14 protein-coding genes are annotated in these 17,342 nt (G+C 65.0%); 6 read left to right on the top strand and 8 right to left on the bottom strand.

Translation table 11 applies throughout. The features are described 5' to 3' along the window. Positions 1-140 precede the first annotated feature (140 nt). Positions 141-1,313: an alpha/beta hydrolase family protein gene (locus HTIA_RS12300; protein ID WP_008527522.1), complete on the bottom strand. Its 1,173-nt coding sequence runs from the start codon at positions 1,311-1,313 to the stop codon at positions 141-143. Positions 1,314-1,429: 116 nt separating this feature from the next. Between HTIA_RS12300 and HTIA_RS12295 the strand changes: the two genes are divergently transcribed. The 3 genes from HTIA_RS12295 to HTIA_RS12285 all read left to right on the top strand — a co-directional run bounded on the left by HTIA_RS12295 (position 1,430) and on the right by HTIA_RS12285 (position 3,664). After that, positions 1,430-2,125: a phosphoribosyltransferase gene (locus HTIA_RS12295; protein WP_008527519.1), complete on the top strand. Its 696-nt coding sequence runs from the start codon at positions 1,430-1,432 to the stop codon at positions 2,123-2,125. Positions 2,126-2,159: 34 nt separating this feature from the next. After that, on the top strand, positions 2,160-2,618 hold the full coding sequence (locus HTIA_RS12290; protein WP_008527518.1) for a hypothetical protein: 459 nt from the start codon (positions 2,160-2,162) through the stop codon (positions 2,616-2,618). Between the two features lie 77 nt (positions 2,619-2,695). Next, complete coding sequence (locus tag HTIA_RS12285; RefSeq protein WP_008527517.1) at positions 2,696-3,664, top strand: AEC family transporter; 969 nt, start codon at positions 2,696-2,698, stop codon at positions 3,662-3,664. 229 nt (positions 3,665-3,893) lie between these two features. On the opposite strand, the gene HTIA_RS12280 is transcribed toward HTIA_RS12285, so the two are convergent. Genes HTIA_RS12280 through HTIA_RS12270 form a run of 3 tightly spaced genes read right to left on the bottom strand, consistent with a single transcriptional unit; the run spans position 3,894 to position 8,673 of the window. After that, a complete protein-coding gene (locus HTIA_RS12280; RefSeq protein WP_008527515.1) occupies positions 3,894-4,772 on the bottom strand; it encodes a segregation/condensation protein A in 879 nt (292 codons plus the stop codon). Between the two features lie 10 nt (positions 4,773-4,782). Then, on the bottom strand, positions 4,783-8,349 hold the full coding sequence (gene smc / locus HTIA_RS12275) for a chromosome segregation protein SMC (RefSeq protein ID WP_008527514.1): 3,567 nt from the start codon (positions 8,347-8,349) through the stop codon (positions 4,783-4,785). Between the two features lie 54 nt (positions 8,350-8,403). Then, positions 8,404-8,673, bottom strand: a complete 270-nt coding sequence (locus HTIA_RS12270; RefSeq protein ID WP_008527513.1) for a DUF7518 family protein — start codon at positions 8,671-8,673, stop codon at positions 8,404-8,406. A gap of 144 nt (positions 8,674-8,817) precedes the next feature. On the opposite strand from HTIA_RS12270, the gene gatB reads away from it, so the two are divergent. Further along, positions 8,818-10,305 carry an Asp-tRNA(Asn)/Glu-tRNA(Gln) amidotransferase subunit GatB gene (gene gatB, locus HTIA_RS12265; RefSeq protein ID WP_008527512.1) on the top strand — a complete coding sequence of 496 codons (1,488 nt, stop codon included), beginning with the start codon at positions 8,818-8,820 and terminating at the stop codon, positions 10,303-10,305. A gap of 9 nt (positions 10,306-10,314) precedes the next feature. Here gatB and HTIA_RS12260 read toward each other — a convergent pair whose 3' ends face one another. Then, positions 10,315-10,914: a DUF5789 family protein gene (locus tag HTIA_RS12260; RefSeq protein ID WP_008527511.1), complete on the bottom strand. Its 600-nt coding sequence runs from the start codon at positions 10,912-10,914 to the stop codon at positions 10,315-10,317. 86 nt (positions 10,915-11,000) lie between these two features. On the opposite strand from HTIA_RS12260, the gene HTIA_RS12255 reads away from it, so the two are divergent. Both HTIA_RS12255 and HTIA_RS12250 read left to right on the top strand, forming a co-directional pair. Further along, entirely contained in the window at positions 11,001-11,168 is a 168-nt protein-coding gene (locus tag HTIA_RS12255) for a hypothetical protein (RefSeq protein WP_008527510.1), read from the top strand. Between the two features lie 179 nt (positions 11,169-11,347). After that, on the top strand, positions 11,348-13,882 hold the full coding sequence (locus HTIA_RS12250) for a DNA topoisomerase I (protein ID WP_008527508.1): 2,535 nt from the start codon (positions 11,348-11,350) through the stop codon (positions 13,880-13,882). Between the two features lie 31 nt (positions 13,883-13,913). On the opposite strand, the gene HTIA_RS12245 is transcribed toward HTIA_RS12250, so the two are convergent. From HTIA_RS12245 to HTIA_RS12235, 3 genes are all read right to left on the bottom strand, one after another. Further along, on the bottom strand, positions 13,914-16,094 hold the full coding sequence (locus HTIA_RS12245) for an amino acid permease (RefSeq protein ID WP_008527506.1): 2,181 nt from the start codon (positions 16,092-16,094) through the stop codon (positions 13,914-13,916). 6 nt (positions 16,095-16,100) lie between these two features. Continuing rightward, a complete protein-coding gene (locus HTIA_RS12240) occupies positions 16,101-16,499 on the bottom strand; it encodes an NAD-binding protein (protein ID WP_242401902.1) in 399 nt (132 codons plus the stop codon). A 331-nt stretch (positions 16,500-16,830) separates the two neighbouring features. After that, positions 16,831-17,301, bottom strand: coding sequence for an Lrp/AsnC family transcriptional regulator (locus HTIA_RS12235; protein ID WP_008527504.1), 471 nt, complete (start codon positions 17,299-17,301; stop codon positions 16,831-16,833). Positions 17,302-17,342: the final 41 nt, after the last annotated feature.

The raw sequence follows: 17,342 nt of genomic DNA, 5'->3' as shown, positions 1-17,342 counted from the left end.
CAGCCGAATATGCCTACCGACCGACGGTAAGCGTCCCACCGACAGGTCGGACGCGTCCGTCGAGAGCCGTCGCCAGTCCGTGACGGTGGCGGTTCGAGAAGGGTCAGTCCGTGACCTCGGCGGGCCAGTCGGCGATGTCGTCAGTTCGTGACTCCAGAGATCCAGTCGGCGAGATCGGTGACGACAGGTTCCGCGACGTGTCCTGGCCCCGGTAACTCGCCCGTCGCGATCGGGCCGGGACCGTCGACGAAGAAGTGGTTCAGCCCGCCGTAGGTGCGGATCGCCACCGACTCGCTGCCGCCCAGCGCCTCACGCCACCGAGTGAGTTCGGTCTCGGGTGGAACCTGGTCGTCGCGCTGCCCCTGCTGGAGGAGGATCGGACGGTCCAGCGCTTTCGCCGTCGAGATCTGATCGTACGCGGCGAGGCTCCGCCAGTACGCCCGCCCACCGCCCCAGACGAGTTCGTCTTCTCCGACCTCGCCGGCCCGGACTCGGTCGGCGATCGTCCGAATCCGTTCGAGTCGGGCACGTTCCTCCTCGGACAGGTCGCCGTCGCGCTCGAACTGATAGCGGGTCTGATAGACGATGATCTCCGGGAGCGACCGGGCGGGTGCCGCGAGCATGGCGATCCCGGCCAGGTCCCCGTCCTGCTCGGCGATGCGTGGGGCCAGCATGCCGCCGAGGCTGTGACCGGCGACGACCACGTTCCCGGCGTTGACACAGTCTTGCTCCCGCAGCCGATCGACTGCCGTCAGCGCGTCCGCCGTCACCTCGTCGTCGATCGTCAGCGACGCGGCGTCGACCGAGAGTGAACACGCGTACGTGCGCTTCTCGTACCGGAGGACGGCGACCCCCTCGCTCGCGAGTCCGAGAGCCAGGTCGCGATAGGGTTGTACCTGGCCGTACGTACCGTTGCGATCGTGGCCGCCCGAGCCGTGGACGATGACGACTCCCGGCAGATCGTTCCCTTCCTCAGGGAGCGATAGCGTCGCGCCCAGCTCACAGCTGTCGGTCGCAGACAGCGAGAGTGTCTGCTCCGAGTACGAGGCGAGATCGACGTATTCGGGTGGTTTGTACCCCGGTTTCGGTGTCGTGGTCTCAGGCGGCGTGGTTGTCGGCGTCTCCGGTGAAGTCGCAGTCGTCGTTTCCGGACGGGGCGGGGTTTCGGTCGTCGTGAGGCCCGGCGTCGCCGTCGGCGACGGGGTTCCGGTCGGTCTATCGGCGGCCGTCGTCCCCTCGTCGTCTGAACAGCCGGCGAGCGCGCCGATCGAGAGCGTGAGGGCTGCCTGGAGGAAGCGTCGGCGGGTTCGCATACGGACCATATCGGCACCAGCCACCAAAAGCGCACTCCCGGCCCGAGAAGGGCGGTCGACGCGCATGTAAAACCCTAATTGTCGCCGTCCCCTGGCTTCGTCCGGTGACCACCTGAATGGCCGATCTGCCCGAGGAGTTTCCCTGTACCGTCACGAACTGGGAGTACATCTACGGCCTCTGCCGGGACGTCAGCGACGACGTCAAGGCCGACGACTTCGAGCCGGACGTCGTCGTCTCGCTGGCCCGTGGCGGCTGGTTCGCCGGCCGAACCCTGTGTGACTTTCTCGGCCTCGACGACCTCACGAGCCTCAAGATCGAACACTACGTCGGGACCGCAGCCAAGAGTCAGCAACCAGAAGTTCGCTACCCCATGCCAGAGGGGTCGGTCGAAGGCAAGGACGTCCTGATCGTCGACGACATCGCCGACACCGGTCAGTCACTCGAACACGCCTACGAATACGTCCAGGAACGCGATCCCAACGCCGTCCGGACCGCCACGCTGCAGTTGCTCCAGACCAGCGAGTTCGAGCCCGACTTCGTCGGCGAACGCCTAGAGGAGTGGACGTGGGTCGTCTACCCCTGGAACTTCATCGAGGACATGGTCGACCTGATCAGCGACGTCATGGCGAAAGCCGACGACGAAACGTTCAGCGAAGGTGAGGTCCGATCGCTATTGCGTTCCTACCACGAGATCGACCCGATCGAGATGGAGATCGCCCAACCCGACCGAATGGACGAAGTACTCACGGAGATGGAACGCCGCGGCGTCATCGAGTACGCCGGCGACGATTCCTGGACGCTTGCCGAGTAAAACTTAATAGTCCGTCGTGTTATTTATCGGGAAAGTGGCCCTCCGAGACGTCGATCGTCGAGCGGTCGGGATCGCCGCGTTGCTGGCTGCGGCGATCTCGTTCGTCCACGTCTCGACCAGCACCGGCACCATCACCGCCGCGACGACGAACACGCTCGTGATGGCAGTCGGCATCGCGGCCGTGCCTGCCGGCGTGGTCGTCGGCGTCTGGAGCGGCAGTTACGACCGCCACCTGATCGAGGGGGGTTTCGCTGCTGCCGGCGGGACGGCCATCGGTATCCTCGGGTGGTCTGTGGTCAAAGCAGCCCTGCTTGACGGCGTTCCGATCGCGCATCGCCTGGACGTTATCTTCCTGGTCGTGGCGCTCGAGGGGCCGGTGTTCGCGGTGGTCGCCCCGTTCCTGTTTCTCGTCGGCGGCTACACGGCCGCCCGCGTGGCCGACTGGACCGACCAGTCGATCGACGACCAGCTGACGATCGGGTTGTTCCGGTGACGACTGATGGGAACGTCTTCTCCTGGAAGAATCGGATTCCGAAGGGATTGTGACCCACCCCGGCCAAGCGCCTGATCGTGTCCGCGCTCGAACTGTCGTCGCTCGTGGGTATCTTCGGAACGGCCATCCTCCCGATTATCGCGATCGCCGCCGCCGGGTTCGCGCTCGGGCGGGCCAAAGACGTCGACGCCGGGCCGCTGAACACGATCACGGTCTACGTGCTGGTACCGGCCCTGGTCTTTCATACGCTGGTGACGACGCCCATGAGCGGCGAGACCGTCGTTCTCGTGGCGGTCGGCGTCCTCGCGGTGACGGTGGTCATGCTCGCCATCGCCGGCGGAGTCGGGCGACTCGCCGGCCGGACCGAACCCTTACTCGGCGCGTTCCTCCTGACGGCTGCTTTCGCCAACTCCGGGAACTTCGGCATTCCACTCTCGGAGTTCGCCTTCGGCGCGACCGGTCGGAGCACGGCCGTCCTCTATGCGGCGGTCCAGGGCGTCCTTCTGTACACCCTCGGCACCTATGTCGCAGCACGCGGCAGCGGCGGAGCGCTGGCGGGTGTCCGTCGCGCGGCCCGGATCCCGCTGGTGTACGCGGTCATCGTCGCGCTGGGTGTCCGCTGGCTCGGGCTCGCCCCGCCGACCGGCTCGGCGGCTATGGAGACCCTCCAGCTCGTCGGCGACTCCTCGATCCCGGTGATGCTGCTCATCCTGGGGATCCAACTCTCGGGGACGGATTACGGCGCAGCCATCGGCCAGGTCGGGCTCTCGAACCTGCTCAAACTCGCGGTCGCGCCGGTCGTCGCCGTCGGGGTCGCGCTCGTCCTCGGGTTCGAAAATCAGACAGTAGCGCGCGTGTTCGTCCTCGAATCCGCCGGCCCCGCCGCGGTCACGCCGATCATTCTACTCGGTGAATTCAGCGAGCGTGGCGACGGGCCGATCGGCCCGGCAGAATTCGCGAGTACCGCCATCCTGACGTCGACACTCCTGAGTATCCCGATGTTGACGGTCCTGATCGCACTCCTCAAGGCGGGCGTCGTGATCTGAGTGGGTCGGTCAGCGACGTCGCTTCCTGCCGTCGTCGTGGACGTACTGCAACGCCGTGTAGTACCGGTCCCGATCGAACCGGTCCTCACTCGCGGCGATGCGCTCGCTGATTCGCTCCGGCGTCATATGTGAAGGTTTGTGCCGCACTACCATAATGGTTTATCATTTTAGAATGGCGGTCGACGGTGGTCGCTACTGGCAGACAGGTACGGAAACCAGAGGGAGGCCCTCACGCGGCCGAGGTCGCGTCCGGCGGTTGAATCCAGAGATCACCGAAGTACTCGTCCTGGTCGAGAACGATCCGGCCCTGGTTGGACAGAAAGAGCAGGCCGAGGAACGTCTCGATACGGGAGCCGGCGGAATCGTCGACCTCGGCGAACAACACCGCGTCGCGCCCGGCGTCGAAGTGCCGCTCGACCTCCGTGGCGACGGCCTCGACGAGTTCGTCGACGTTCTCAGCGTGGGCCGTCCCGGTCACGTCTTCGACGGTCGGCTCCGAATCGTCGCGCATGTCGTCGTCCATCCGGTAGTCGAGTTCCTGGGTCCCCCGACGGAATCCACGCGGGGAGTCGCTGGTGTCGTACTCCCTGGACTCCTTCCAGTCGGCCGAGCGTTCGGCCTCCCGGAGTTCCCGGACGAGGTCTTCGAGCGTGTCGGGCGTCCCGCGGGCACGCTTGCGGTCGAGTCGTCGATCCATCTCGTCTTCCAGCGCGTCGAATGGATCGTCCTCACCCGCCGGAAGATCGTCGGCCCACGGATCAGTCGGTTCGTCCGCTGCCCCAGGTTCGTCGTCGGGCTCGTCGTCCGCCAGCAGCGCGTCGCTTTTCATCCGCAACAGGACACTGGCGTAGAACAACGCCCGCCCGGACGTCCGGAGGTCGGCCTCGTCGAGGCGTTCGAGGAACTTGTCGGTCACTCGCACCACGTCGATGTCCCACGGGTCGATCTCGTCGTCCGCCGCCAGGCCGACCAGCACCTCGACTGGTTCGACCTCGCCGTCGTCGTCGAGTGATGGCTCGGTGGGACCGCCGGACTGCGTCAGCACGTCTGTCCCGCCGTCCGGCCGTGTTCGCTGCTGTTCGGGTTCGGTTTCCTGTTCGTTCACCATGGAGTCTCCATCAGTCATCCGCGGGCACCTCCTCGGTCAGATCGATCCCCGTCACGCTACTCACGTTGTCGCCCTGCATCGTGACGCCGATGGCGCGCTCTGAGCGCTCGAGCATCGCCGAGCGGTGGGAGACGACGACGAACTGGGCCTCGCCCGCGAGTTCGTCGACCATCTCGCCGACGAGGTCGGCGTTGGCCGCGTCGAGAAACGCGTCGACCTCGTCCAGCGCGTAGAACGGGGCCGGGTTGTGTCGCTGGATCGCGAAGATGAACGCGAGCGCCGTCAGGGACTTCTCGCCGCCGCTCATCGCCGCGAGTCGCTGGATCGGCTTGTCGCCGGGCTGGGCCTTCATCGTCAGCCCACCCTCGAAAGGATCGGCCTCGTTTTCGAGGTGGAGGCGACCAGTCCCGTTGGAGAGTCGCTCGAAGATGTCCCGGAACTGGGCGTCGATGGACTCGAAGGCCTCCATGAACGTCTCCTTCTTTCTGGCCTCGTAGGAGTCGATCCGGTCACGGATCCCCTCCGCTTCCTCGACGAGTGTCCCGCGCTTGTCTTCTAGATCCGCGAGGTCGGCCTCGACCTCGTCGTACTCCTCGATCGCGAGCATGTTGACCGGCTCGAGTCGTTCCATCTCCGCCTCGAGTTGGCCGATCCGGGTCTGGACCGTGTGGTGATTGGGGATCTCCTCGGGATCGTACTCGCCGACGGCGTCTTCGAGTTCGTCGATCTCCCACTCCAGGCGGGACTCGGTCTCGCGTTTCCCGTCGACGTTCGACTCGATCTCGTTGACTCGCTCCTTCTGCTCGTCGCGTTCCTGCTGAGCAGCCTGGAGTTCCGCCCGGAGGTCCTCGCGATCCCCTTTGAGATCGGCGAGTTCGGCTTCGAGTTCGGCGACGGCGTCCTGTTTGTCGGCGAGTTTCGACTCCTCCTCGGCGACGCGCTCGTTGAGTTCCTCGATGCGCTCGGCCTGTTCGGCCTTGCGGTTCTGTGCCGTCTCGATCTCGTCGTGGAGATCCTCAATCGCGTCCTCGGCGTACTGTTTTTCGAGCTGGAGCTCGTTCAGCGCCGCGTCCAGATCGTCGAGTTCGTCCTCGCGCTCGTCGATCTCGCTCTCCAGCGACTCGGCCTCGTCGGTCAACTCCGGGAGCCGGGAATCCTCGATTTCGGCTTCCAACCCAGCAATTTCCGCCTCCAGATCGTCGATCTCGCTCTCGACCGACTCGATGTCAGCCTCGATCTCGTCCATCTCCGCGGAGACGGCCTCGCGTTCGTCTTCGATCTCGTCGAGTTCCTCGCGACGCTGTTCGATACGCTCCTCGGTCTCCTCACGTTCGCGCTCGCGGCGCTCGATCTCGGCCTGGATCTCCCGGACCTGATCGGCGGCCTCGGACTTGCGATCGCGGGCGTCTTCGAGTCGCTCCTCGACGTCGCCGAGTTCCTCGCGGTACGCCTGGCGCTCGTCTTCGAGTTCGGTGATGCGTTCGGCGACGCGCTGGAGTTGGCCCTCGCTGTCGGAGAAGGAATAGCGCGAGCCGCTGGAGGAACCGCCCGTCATCGCGCCGCTCTTCTCGACGAGTTCACCGTCGAGCGTGACCAAGCGATACCGACCCATCAGCTCACGGGCCGTGGCCATGTCCTCGACGACAAGCGTGTCTCCGAGGACGTAACTGAACACGCCTGAATACGCCGCCTCGAAGTCCACGAGATTGTACGCGAAGTCGACGACGCCGTCGTGGCTGGGGAGCGAGGGCAGTGACCGATTGTCCATTTCCGTCAGCGGAAGGAACGTCGCCCGCCCGGCGTTGCGGTTCTTGAGATACTCGATACACCGCTGGCCGACGCCGTCGTCGTCGACGACGACGTTCGCGAGTCGTCCGCCGGCCGCGGTCTCACACGCCGTCGCGTAGGTCGGATCGACGCCGCCGAGTTGCCCGACCGTGCCGTGCACGCCGTCGAGATCGCCGTCCAGCACTGTCGTGACTGCCCGGCCGTAGGAGGCGTCGCCGGACTCCGCGGCCCTGGCTTCGAGTTCAGCGTACTCCTGTCGGGCGGCCTCCAGATCGTCGTCGATCGCCTCGATTTCGGCCTGCAGATCGCGCTTCTCCGCCGCGAGGTCGTCGATGACGTCCGTGATCGTCTCACGGTTCGCCTCGGCTTTCCGGCGCTCCTCCTGTAAGTCGTCGATCTCGGCGTCGAGTTCGGGGATCGAGTCCTCGAGGTCTTCGATGGTCGATTCGAGGTCACGTTGCTGGTTCGAGCGACGGCGCGCCTCGTCGAGGAGGCGATCCTGCTCGCGTTGCAGGTCGTTCCGTCGCTCTTTGGCCTCTTCGAGGCTCGACTTTTGGTCTTCGAGTTCCGCCCGGACTTCCTCGTATTCCGCGCCGACTTCCTCGATCTCCTCCTCGACGGCCGCGAGATCGACCTCGAGGTCGTCGATCTCGGCTTTCACGGAGGACTTCTCGACCTTTGTCTCGCGAATGTCGGCCGCCAGATCGTCGATGGTCTCCTGCTTGCGGTCGATCTCGACGAACGCCTCGCGCCGCCTGGCTTCGGCCTCGTCGCGTTTCTCCTCGGCGCTCTCGATAGCGTCCTCGAGCCTGGCGATCTCGCCTTTGATCTCCTCGATGTCGCGTTTGAGCGCGAGCTGCTCGTCCTCGCCCTTGCGTTCGATCTCGGCGTTCAACTCGGCAAGTTCGTCCTCCAATCTGACGACTTTGCCCTCACGCTCGTCGAGTTCACGTCGTCGCTGCTCGAGGGTCTCCTCTAGATCGGCGATCTCTTCCCGGACCGCGTCGAGATCGTCGCGCTTGTCCTCGAGTTCGGCGGCCTTCTGGTAGGCCTCGTACTCCTCTTTCTCGTCTCTGAGTTTCTGGTACTCCAGGGCCGTCTCGCGCTCGTCTTCGAGCTGTTCGAGGCGGGTCTCCTTCTCCTCGATCCGGAGTTCAGCCTCCTCGATCCGGTCCTCGACGACCTCGAGTTCCTCGAAGGCCTGGGCCTTCTTCTGATCGAACTCCGCGACGCCCGCGATCTCGTCGATGATCTCCCGGCGAGCGCCCGCGGTCATGTTGATGATCTCGGTGACGTCGCCCTGCATGACGACGTTGTAGCCCTCGGGCGTGACGCCGGCCTGGGCGAGCAGATCCTGGATGTCCCCGAGGTTGACCGAGCGACCGTTGATGTAGTAATAGGAGTAGTAGTTGTCGTCGGTCTCCTTGACCCGACGTTTGATCGTGATCTCCTCGACGTCGCCGACGTTCTCGCTACCGGCAGCACTGACGACCTGAGACCGCGAAAGGGTGCGATCAGCGTTGTCCAGCACGACCTCGACGCTCGCCTCGCGTTCACGATCCGGCGACTCGCCGTCCTGATGGCCGGGATTGTAGATGAGGTCAGTCAACTTCTCGGCGCGGATCCCCGAGGTGCGGGCGAGCCCGAGCGCGAAGAGGATCGCATCGACGATGTTGGACTTGCCCGAGCCATTCGGGCCGCTGATCGTCGTGAAGTCCTCGTAGAAGGGGATGCGCGTCTTTCGTCCGAAGCTCTTGAAGTTGTCGAGGACGACCTCTGTGATGTACATGTGGTGGGGTTCGACGGCTGTTTCGCCTCGACGGTCGTGGGCACCCGGTGGCCGTCAGGCGATGATGATGTCCGATTCGGTCTCCGTGTCGTCCGTGTCCTCGACCTCCTGGGATTTAGTGGCTTCGGCCGAGGCCGATGCCGTCTCGTCTTCGACGTCAGTCTCGATCGTGACCGGTTTCTCGAAGCCGAGCTCGTCGTCGACGGCGTTCTCGAGTTCGCGCAGCCGGACTTTCGACTCGACGAGTTCGTCCGTGAGGCCTTCGACGGTCGCTTCCAGATCGCGGACTTTCGCTTCGAGTTCCTCCACGCGATTGTCGCTCATACCTCCAAAGCCAGTCTCGCCCTGCTTAAACCTACGTCAGACATTCACATTCTGTCTGATACGTCTCCCGGTTGGGGACGGCCGCGACAGCGCGATCCGAGTGCGACCGAGGGATTTAATCGCGGCGCGCCGGATACTCGGATAATGACCGCTCAAGCCATCCAAGAGCGCGATCTCGCCGTCGTGATCGGGCTGGAAGTCCACGTCCAGCTCGAAACCGCGACGAAGATCTTCTGTGGCTGTTCGACTGATCTCGAAGACGCCGAGCCGAACACGCACACCTGCCCGGTGTGTCTCGGCCTCCCCGGATCGTTGCCGGTACTTAACGAGGGGGCCGTCGAGGCCGCCGTCAGGGTTGGGAAGGCCATCGACGCCGACATTCCCGAGCAAACCCGCTTTCACCGGAAGAACTACTACTACCCCGACCTGCCGAAGAACTTCCAGATCAGCCAGTACGACGCGCCGATCTGTCAGGACGGCGAGCTGGAATTCAGTGTCGAAGGCGAGCGCCGGACGGTCGGGATCGAGCGCGCTCACCTCGAAGAGGACCCGGGCAGCCTCCAGCACGCCGGCGGGAACATCGACACCGCCGACTACACCCTGGTGGACTACAACCGCGCCGGCGTCCCGCTGATGGAGGTCGTCACCGAACCGGACTTCCGGGACGCGAGCGAGGTCCGGGCCTTCCTCGCCAAACTCGAAGAGGTCCTGGAATACCTGGGCGTCTTCGACGCGACGCGGGACGGCTCGCTCCGGATCGACGCCAACCTCTCGCTGGTCGACGCAAGCGAGGTCGGCGACCGCGGAGAGATCGACGACGCCGTCCTGGCCGACGCCAACCGCACGGAGGTCAAGAACATCTCCAGTCACAAGGGCGCAGAGAAGGCCCTCGCCTACGAGGCCCAGCGACAGAAAAACGCCGTCGAGCGCGGCCGCGAGGTCGAACAGGAGACCCGACACTGGGACGAGTCGAGGGGGATCACCGTTTCGATGCGCTCGAAGGAAGAGGAGAAGGACTACCGGTACTTCCGGGAGGCCGATCTCCCGCCGCTGGAGGTTAGCCACTGGAAAGCGGAACTGTCGATCCCGGAACTCCCGGACGCCCGCCGGGAGCGCTTCGGTGAGGAGTACGGGCTCGACGAGGAGGCCGCTTCGAAGCTCACCACCACCAAGCAAGTGGCGGACTTCTATGAAGACCTGGCTGCCGAGTTCGACCCCGACCTCGTGGCGACGTGGGTCGCAGACGAGCTCCTGGGGGAACTCAACTACCGCGACATGGCGATCACCGACGTGACCGACCGGTTCGACGAGATCGAACGCCTCGTCGAACTCGTCGCGACTGAAGAGATCACGGCCAAGAACGCCCGCGAGACGGTCCTCCGCGGGATGCTCGACGACGGGACGGACCCGGACACGGTCGTCGAGCGCGAAGGGCTGGGCAAGACCGGCGGCGACGAACTCCAGAGTGCTGTCGAGGAAGCCATCGAGGAGAACCCCGACGCCGTCGACGATTACCACGAGGGCGAAGGCGGCGCGATCAACTTCCTCGTCGGCCAGGTAATGCAGAAGACGGGTGGATCGGCCGATCCCGGTGACGTCAATCAGTTGCTGCGGGCCGAGCTAGAGGAGTAGAATTGCGGATCAGATCCCGAGCCACTCGTCGACGCGGACCTCGTAGCCGTTGGATCGACAGAACTTCGCGGCTTCCCGGCGAACCGCCCGGGAGCCAGGGAGTTTACCTTTCTCGTCGATTCGCTCGACGATCCAATCGGTGATGACGTCGATCCCTTCGTCGTCGTCGTCCGCCTCGATCGCCGCGAGTGCCTCGAGGGTCTTTTTATACGCATCGCGGCGAGAGCCACCGAAATCGGCGTCCTGGAGTACGTCACTCGCTTCGATGATGCGCTTCATCGCGGCGGCGACGGTCGGCCGCTGGACCTGGACGCTGACCGCCGCCGGAGAGTCGAATATCTCGGCATCCGTCTCGGGCAGCAGTTCTTCGAGCCGATATGTACCGTCCGGCGATTCGATCTCGCGGTCGCCGACCGTCTCGACCACGTCGGCCGCGGTCGTCGGGAACGACAGCGTTTCGAGTTCGTCCTCCAGTTCACCGAGTTCGGTCGCGGGGATCGGCGGTTCGGCTTCGTCACCACGTTCCAGTGCCGTTTCGAGGTCGCGCTCGCGCTGTCGTCGCTCCTCGTCGTGGGCCTGTTTGTCCCGGCCTCGTTTGTCGTCTGCCATTCCTAACTGTTGGATCCCCAGGCGGATAGACTTATTGCTCGAATATTACGTCAGATTGAATAGACATGCGATAGAAGCGAGAGGAAATGACAACCGTACCTGACGAGATCATCGAGCGGATGGACAGGCTCGTCGCAAACACGAGTCCCGGACGTGAGAGAACCGTCTCACTCGATGAGGATGCCGTGCCGATCGCCAGGAAACACAGAAACGCCATTCGGCGAGGGATGAGTGCGGACGATATCGGGGAGTGATGCGACGGGCCATGCGATTCAACGACTGCTGCCGACGCGTCTACGACACGAGCACGTACGGGCGACGCGTGCGCGTCTTGCCCCGCTTCCGTCTTGCGATTTTCGCGCCGAAAGACATATGAGACGCTCTCCGCGTAGCAGGGGACAATGAGTTCCCAATCCGTCGGTGGTGATCGGGTATGCGCCTGATCGTCACCGAGAAGGACAACGCCGCCCGGCGGATCGCCGAGATATTGAGCGGCGATTCGGCGAGCGCGGAGCGACGGAACGGCGTCAACGTCTACCGGTGGGGTGGCCAGCGGGTCGTCGGCCTCTCGGGGCACGTCGTCGGTCTGGACTTCCCGCCGGAATACTCCGAGTGGCGCGACGTCGAACCCATCGAGTTGATCGACGCCGACGTGGTCACCCAACCCACGCGGGAGAACATCGTCGCGACACTGCACAGCCTCGCCCGCAAAGCCGACGAGGTCGTGATTGCGACAGACTACGACCGCGAGGGCGAACTCATCGGCAAGGAGGCCTACGAGTTGATCCGCGAGGAGACCGACGCGCCGGTCGAACGCGTCCGGTTCTCCTCGATCACCGACCGAGAAGTGCAGAAGGCCTTCGAGAACCCCGACGAGATCGACTTCGACCTCGCCGCCGCGGGTGAAGCACGCCAGATCGTCGATCTGATCTGGGGCGCGGCGCTGACCCGCTTCCTCTCGCTTTCCGCCAAACAGCTCGGTAACGACTTTATCTCCGTCGGCCGGGTCCAGAGCCCGACACTGAAGCTGATCGTCGACCGCGAACGCGAGATCCAGGCGTTCGACCCGGAGGACTACTGGGAGATCGTGGCCGACCTCGCGAAGGACGGCCAGGGCTTCGAGGCCCAGTACTTCTACGACGACGACGGCAGTGAGGCCGAGCGGGTCTGGGAAGAGTCAGCCGCCGAGGCTGCCTACGCGGACCTCGCCGAATCCGGGACGGCCACCGTCACCGAAGTTCGGCGGCGAACGCGGACCGACGACCCGCCCGCGCCGTTCAACACGACTGCGTTCATCTCCGCGGCGAGTTCGCTCGGCTACTCCGCCCAGCGCGCGATGTCGCTGGCCGAGGAACTGTACACCGACGGCTACCTGACATACCCGCGGACGGACAACACCGTCTATCCCGAGGATCTCGACCCCGCGGAACTGCTCGGTGCCTTCGAAGGCAGTTACGAGTTCGGCGACGACGCCGAGTCCTTGCTCGCCCAGGAGGAGATCGAGCCGACGCGCGGCGATAACGAGTCGACTGACCACCCACCGATCCATCCCACCGGCGAGCTGCCGGATCGCGACGAGATCGGCGCGGACGCCTGGGAGATCTACGAGCTCGTGGTGCGTCGGTTCTTCGCGACGGTGGCCGAGCCGGCGACCTGGGCTCACCTGCGGGTCGTCGCCGAGGCGGCGGGGCGGTCGCTGAAGGCCAACGGCAAACGCTTGCTGGAGGAGGGATACCACGCGGTCTACCCCTACTCTTCGGCCGGCGAAACTGTCGTTCCCGCTGTCGAGGAAGGAGAGGAGCTGTCGATCGACGACGTCGAACTCGAGGCCAAGCAGACCCAGCCACCACGCCGGTACGGCCAGTCACGGCTCATCCAGCACATGGAGCAGATGGGCATCGGGACGAAGGCCACGCGACACAACATCGTCGAGAAACTCTACGATCGGGGCTACGTCGAGGACGACCCGCCCCGGCCCACGAAACTCGCCGAGGCCGTCGTCACGGCCGCCGAGGAGTACGCCGATCACGTCGTCAGCGAGGAAATGACCGCCCAACTGGAGGCCGACATGACGGCCATCGCCGAGGGCGAGGCGACTCTGGAGGAGGTGACCGCGGAATCCCGGGAGATGCTCGGCGAGATCTTCGAGGAACTGCGCGAATCGCGCGAGGAGATCGGCGAGTTCCTCCAGAAGTCCCTGAAAGCCGATCGGACGCTCGGTCCCTGCCCGGAGTGTGGCGAGGACCTGTTGATCCGCCGGAGTCGACAGGGCTCGTACTTCGTCGGCTGTGACGGCTTTCCCGAGTGTCGGTTTACACTCCCGCTGCCGAGCACCGGCGAGCCACAGGTGATGGACGACACCTGCGAGGACCACGACCTTCGAGAAGTCAAGATGCTCGCCGGGAGAGACACGTTCGTCCACGGGTGTCCGCGCTGCAAAGCCGAGGAGGCCGACGAGAGCGAGGACCGAGTGATCGGTGACTGTCCTGAATGTGGCGACAGCGCTGCGCCGGAGGGGCAGCGAAACGAAGGCGGCGAAGCCGCCGAAGGGGGAGGCGGCGAACTCGCGATCAAACACCTCCGATCGGGCTCGCGGCTGGTCGGCTGTACGCGCTATCCCGAGTGTGACTACTCGCTGCCGCTGCCCCGCCGCGGCGAGATCGTCGTGACCGACCAGCGGTGTGAGGAGCACGATCTGCCACACATCGAGATCCACGACGACGGGGACGACGAGCCCTGGGAGCTGGGCTGTCCGATCTGCAACTACGAGGAGTTCCAGGCGCGCAACGCTGTCGAGGACTTGGAAGATCTCGACGGGGTCGGTCCAGCGACCGCCGAGAAACTGCAGGACGCGGGTGTTGGGGCCCCCGGCGACCTCAGGGACGTCGACCCGGACGCGGTCGCGGGTGAGGTACAGGGGGTCAGTGCTGATCGAATCCGCGAGTGGCAAGAGGAGATCGCTGCCTGACGTCCCTCGACGGGAGCAAGAGCGGTCGCGATCAGTAGACGAACCGCTCGAGGACTCGACCCAACAGCCCGGGTTCTCCGTTGCCGCCGGGATGCAACACGAGCGCGCCACCCTGCTTTGCGATCTCGTCGCCGGGACCGTCACGGAGGATCGCACCGCCGGCGTCCGCGACCACGGTCAGATCGGCGTCCCGCGCTACGCGACTCAGTGCCGCCGCGTCGTCGTCGCTCTCGACGATGACCGACTCGGTCGGGACGGCACAGAGGTCCGCGAGTTCGGCGTGGTATTCCTCGATGGACGTCTGGCGTTCGTCAGTCGCGTCCGGTGCGATCCCGTGGACGAATTCGACGGTAGCGTCACGGTCGATCGCCAGGGCGTTCGCGATTCGGACCTTCAGCGGGTCGAACGGTCCGCCGTCGTCGACCAGGGCGAGACGGTCGCTGTCGTCCAGACGCCCGGCGTCGACCCCGAGCACGTCGAAGGACCGGTTCGGACCCATGATCACGTCGGAGAGCCCCTCGGTGAACGTGGGGCCGGACTCGTCGACGACGACCAGGTCGTAGCCGTGGACGTCGGCGACGTTCGCGATCGCGCGCTCGACGTCGTGGCTGACGATCTCGCCGTACTCGATAGGGACGTCAGCGGCTTCGGCGAGCGCCGCCGTACGCTCCTCGAACACCTGGTCCGCCTCCGAGAGTGTCGTTTCGGCGTAGGAGAGCGGCGTCTGGTCGGGAACCTGGTCGAACTGGACGACGGTGACGGTCCCGTCCCCGGCATCGGCCAGTGGAACGGCCACGTCGAGGAGGCGTTCCTCGGCGGCCGCCGACGTTTCCTCGGTAAGCGCCACGAGCACGTCCGAGTCGGCTGCGTCGTGACACACCGAGCGGGTTTCTTCGACGGCGCGCTGATCGATGCCGCGACGGATCGCGTCCGTGACGGCACCCTCCCGAGAGACGTTGCGGTGGGCGTACGCGAAGTACCAGCCGACGCTGCCCACGATGATGACGATGGCCCCGACCATCGGGACCAGTCCCATCTGCGTGAGCAGGAGCAGCCCACCCACGACGCCGAAGCCCTGCATCCAGGGATACAGCGGCGACCGGTAGCTGGGATCGTAGGCGATGTCGCTCTCCCGAAACGCGACGAGCGCGACGTTGATCAACACGAAGACGAGGATCTGGAACGCGCTCGCGAGTTTGGCGATGCTCATGATCGGGACGAACGCGATCAGCGCCAGCATGACGAGGCCCGTCAACGTGATGGCCGTGACCGGCGTGCCGAACCGGTCGCTGACGGTCGCGAACGTCGGCGGGGCAAGGTCGTCGCGGCTCATCGCGAAGGGGTATCGCGACGACGAGAGCAGGCCGGCGTTGGCAGTGCTGATCAACGCGAGCATCGCGGCGACGACGACGGCGGCCACGCCAGGGGCCGACATCGTGGCTTCGGCCACGTCGGCGACGGGGGTGTTCGAGCCGACGATCCCCGACGGATCGACGCCGACGATCACGATCACGACGAGGACGTAAAGCAACGTCGTGAACCCGAGCGACCAGATCATCCCCCGGGGTATCACACGATCCGGATCCTCGATCTCCTCGGCGACGCTCGCGATCTTCGTCACCCCCGCATAGGAGACGAACACGAATCCAGTGGCCTCGAGGATACCGCCCGCGCCTGAGGCGAAGAACCCGTCGAAGGAAGCAACCTGGAGCGAGCCGGCGCTGCCGCCGACGAACCAGATCATCGCGGCCAGCATGATCGCCACGATCCCGACCTGGAGGCGACCTGTCTGTTTGGCCCCGAGGAGGTTCACGAGGATGAGAATGGCGGCGAGCGCGAGCGCGACTGGCTTGATCGGGAGTTCGAAGTACCAAAGCAGGTACGGGACGCCGCCGACCAGCGCGAGCGCGCCCTTGAACGAGAGGGCGAACCAGGTTCCGATACCCGCGATCGTCCCCAGCAGTGGCCCCATCCCACGCTCGATGTAGAGGTAGGTTCCGCCGGCTTCGGGCATCGCCGTCGCCATCTCCGCCTTGCTGAGGGCGGCCGGCAGCACGACCAGCGCCGCCAGGATGTACGCCAGGATCACCGCCGGACCGGCCATCTTCAGCGCCAGCGCCGGCAGGATGAAGATGCCGCTGCCGACCATCGCGCCGATACTGATCGCCAGCACTGAGAACAGGCCCAGATCGCGTTCGAGTTCCTTGGGCATCGTGGGTCAGGAAGCCTCCAGGGTATCTCGAACCGTTCGTACGTCCGTTTCAGCAGGCGTCAGGGTCTCCGTGGCTACGTCGTCGAAGGCGACTCGCCGGGTTTCGTCGTTGATCCTGGTGATCACGGTGTCGACGTCACCGCGGACCCGCAGGTGCTGGGTGAGGAGTAGATTGACCGCGTCCTCCTCGGTCGCGACGAGCGCGGCCTCCGCAGCCACCCCCTCCCGACCGAGGCCGGTCTCGAAGGTCGTCCGATGGGTCGAAACCCCAGCACGCTCGGCCGCTCGCGCCTGGTCGTGTCGATCCGTGACGAAGACGACGGTCTGGGACGCCGCGAGCTCCTCCGCCACCGCTCTGACGTCGCTGGTCCTCCCGATGACTACCACGTCGACCCGTGAAGTCATGTCGTCGCTCATCCCGGGGCACACCCCCCTGAGATCGGCGACAGATCCTTCGATCCCTCCATGCGACAGCAGGCCGTTACGTACGGACGAAACTCTTCCATACATCGCCCCGTAATTCACGGAGCGTCATAAACTAGTCGTTTAGTTTGACGTTACGTCATCAAAATGCGGCAAAATAGTCATAGATGTCAACAAAGATGGGGAGACACCAGCGACCGAGGGCAGCACCCGAAGCGACCCGATGCGTGCAAAGGTCTGGACGAGGTGGTTCGACGGTGGGGCAAAATGACGGAAAACGACTGGATGACGACGGGGACTGACCGACAGCCAGTCACTCCGATGCAACGTTGAAGCCGTCGTAGGGCGTCTCGTACTCGTTTCGGATGAGGTCCTCGTCCTCGATGGTGAGGCCGATCTCGTCGAGTTCACGCCCGATCCGGCTCAGATCGTCTCCGTCACGGCCGATTGCCTCGATGTGGACGTTCTCCTGGCCGGTCATGACTTCCCGGACAGCGACGACGCCACGGACCTCTTGAGCGCGTTCGGCGAGTTCCTCCCGCTCGGGGACAGGTGCCGTACAGACCAGCAACGTGTGCAACTGGAGCCCAGTCCGTTCGTAATCGATCTCGGCGTGATAGCCCGTGAGGACGCCGTCGGCCTCAAGCGCCTGGATCCGGGTGCGGACTGTACTCGGGGCGACGTCCATGCGCTCGGCGATCGTACTCGTCGAGGTCTTGCGGGCGTTCTCCTGTAACGCGTAGACGATCGCCCTGTCGAGGTCGTCGAGTTCGCGTACGGCCATGGACTGCTGTTGTGAGCCACGCGACAGAAGCGTTGTGGTCA

Origin of the sequence: Halorhabdus tiamatea SARL4B (genome assembly GCF_000470655.1) — an archaeon.
Lineage (GTDB): Archaea > Halobacteriota > Halobacteria > Halobacteriales > Haloarculaceae > Halorhabdus > Halorhabdus tiamatea.
The sequence above is the reverse complement of the archived record's forward strand: the minus strand, read 5'-3'. Positions and strand labels throughout refer to the sequence as shown.